Origin of the sequence: Intestinibacter sp., from assembly GCF_051866655.1 — a bacterium.
Lineage (GTDB): Bacteria > Bacillota > Clostridia > Peptostreptococcales > Peptostreptococcaceae > Intestinibacter.
This window is the reverse complement of the sequence record NZ_JBJDXL010000461.1, coordinates 1-2,626: the sequence shown is the minus strand read 5'-3', so window position 1 is coordinate 2,626 and position 2,626 is coordinate 1. Positions and strand designations below refer to the sequence as shown.

3 protein-coding genes are annotated in these 2,626 nt (G+C 31.8%); all 3 read left to right on the top strand.

The window, feature by feature from the left end:
* Nucleotides 1-789: SPL family radical SAM protein (locus ACI3VO_RS13810; RefSeq protein ID WP_439758474.1), on the top strand; the 789-nt coding region annotated here is incomplete at its 5' end.
* Nucleotides 790-807: 18 nt separating this feature from the next.
* Nucleotides 808-1,605: a hypothetical protein gene (locus ACI3VO_RS13805; protein WP_439758473.1), complete on the top strand. Its 798-nt coding sequence runs from the start codon at nt 808-810 to the stop codon at nt 1,603-1,605.
* 70 nt (nt 1,606-1,675) lie between these two features.
* The gene (locus ACI3VO_RS13800) at nt 1,676-2,518 is read left to right on the top strand and encodes a TylF/MycF/NovP-related O-methyltransferase (protein WP_439758472.1); all 843 of its coding nucleotides are present in this window, start codon (nt 1,676-1,678) and stop codon (nt 2,516-2,518) included.
* Nucleotides 2,519-2,626 lie beyond the last annotated feature (108 nt).

Sequence of the window (2,626 nt, the reverse complement as noted above, 5' to 3'; positions counted from 1 at the left end):
GGATGTAAATATTGTTATGCACTTTATTCACATAATTATATGAATTCAAATCAATTTTTTGATGATATATATGTAAAAATTAACATAGTTGAAAAATTAGAGGAGGAGCTTAGAAAATCATCTTGGAAAAGAGATGTTATAAATATAGGTGGCGTAACTGATAGTTACCAAAAAGCAGAGCAGAAATATAAGCTCATGCCAGAGATTTTAAAGCTTATGATAAAGTACAAAAATCCATGTATTATTTCCACAAAATCGGATTTAATTTTGAGAGATTTTGATTTAATCGAGGAGCTTTCAAATATCACATATGTAAATGTCGCTGCGACAATAACAGCAGTGGATGAAAGTATCAGGCGAAAAATCGAGCCAAATGGAGTTAGCTCTAAGAGAAGGTTTAGAATGTTGAAGGAGTTTTCAAAAACTAATGCATCTATAGGTGTTCATGCGATGCCGATAATTCCATATATAACTGATACAAGAGAAAATATAGAAGGATTGTATCAAGGGGCGAGAGATTGTAATGCTACTTATTTGTTGGCACAAATATTGAACTTGAGGGGACCTACAAAATGGAATTTTTTGAATTTCTTAAAATGTGAATATAGAGATATTTATCCAAGGATAGAGGAGCTTTACAAATATGGAAGAGTAGATTTAGATTATAGCAAGAGCTTATATAGTATGATTGGAGAGATTATAGCAAAGTATGGTGTCAGTAATAATTATAAAAGCTATATGAATAAAATATTGAATAAAAATGTAAGTCAGCAATTATCGTTTTTTTAAGGGAAAGAGGTGGATATTATGAAGAAAAAATTTTTACTAGTATTGATAATGCTAAGCGCAATCATGATGGTAGGGTGCGTAGATGCAGATGTCACTGTGGATTTGGAAAAGAACGGTACAGGAAAGGCTATAATCGAGGTGCTTGGTCCAAAAACTGTATTTGACAATATTCCAGAAGAAAATATAAATGAATTGGGCAAGGATTTTGAAACTGTAGAAAAAATAGCAGATTCAGATAAATCTGGATATAGATTTGCTACTAGACAAGGTAAACTAGAAGAAATTTTTAAAGAAATTACAAATATAGATGCATCACTACAAGAAAATCAGGATTCACAAGATAATTCAAGTAACGTAGAAAATCAAAATTCAAACAGCTCAGTAAATGCAGAGACAGTTTCTACTGAATCAAATAACAACGATTTAGCAAATGAGCTTTACGAAAAATATGTAGATATAAATGAGGAACAAAGCTTGTTTTCAAGTACCTATGATGTGAATTTAAAGCTTAAGGATGCTATATATGGAGAGATGAGCTTTGAGCAAAGAACGCTAATGCATTTACTAGGAGAAACTGCAAATATCGGACTTCATATAAAAAGCCCTATTGAAGCAGAAAACAGCAATGCAACTAGTGTAACAGAAGAGGATGGAAAGCACGTATATAACTGGGAATACACATTAGCTGATGTCCAAAATATAAATTTTTCTGCTAAAATCCCTAACTTCAGAAATATAATAATCGCTGGAGTAGGAATAGCTGTAGTCGTAGTTGGATTAGTAGTGGCTTTAACTAGAAAAAAGAAAGTTTCGTAGATTGAATTATTAGTTCTACAAAATATGCTAAAATTAAAATAGAACAATTTAGATTATATGGGGGAAGTTTATGGAAAAAATAATGATATTTGGGGCAGGTCAAGCAGGTACTATGATATCATGCTGGATAAGTGCAGACTGCGATGTAGTAGGTTTTATAGATAACAATGAAAAAATGTGGGGACAAATCAGAGCAAATAAGAAAATATACTCTCCACAAGAAGCGATTGAAATATCACCAGATATTATAGTGATCACTGTTTTAAATAGAGAAGGCTCAGTAAAAATAGAATCTCAGCTTAAAGATATGGGCTATAAGGGCCAAATATTTAATATAAATCAGCTTAGAGATTATATAGATATAAGATTGTCAGCGCTTAGACTTATATCGGACGATATCAAAGAAAAAAATTTATCAGGAGAAGTAGCAGAATTAGGTGTATATAAAGGAAAATTTGCAGCTGAAATAAATAGATTATTTCCAGATAAGAAAATTTATCTATTCGATACTTTCGAGGGATTCTCTGACAAGGATATTGAAACTGAACAAAGCAATGGATATTCTAGAGCAAAACAAGGCGATTTTTCAGATACTAGTATAGAGCTAGTTAAGAGCAAGCTGCCTTATGTAGATAATGCTACTTTTGTAAAAGGGTATTTCCCAGAAAGTGTGACTTTTGAATTACCAGAATTTTGTCTAGTTAGCTTAGATACAGATTTATATGAGCCTACATATGAAGGGTTGAAGGTATTTTATCCTAAGCTTGTAAAGGGTGGAGTTATTATAGTCCACGATTACAATAGCACACAATTTTCTGGAGTAAAAAAGGCAGTTAAGAGATTTTGTGAAGAAGCAGATGTATCTGTGTTGCCACTTAGCGATATGCATGGATCTGCTGTTTTAATTAAATAAGGAAATGTTAGAGGCTGGAGTTTTAAATTCCAGTCTTTGTTTTTTGTTAGTGAAAAATATGATATTTATTGAACGATTTTCGATATAACTACAAATCGTTTTAAAGCG

Coding starts and splice junctions, on each gene's coding strand:
- ACI3VO_RS13800 (WP_439758472.1), top strand. CDS start 1,676: ATGGAAAAAATAATGATATTTGGGGCAGGTCAAGCAGGTACTATGATA.
- ACI3VO_RS13805 (WP_439758473.1), top strand. CDS start 808: ATGAAGAAAAAATTTTTACTAGTATTGATAATGCTAAGCGCAATCATG.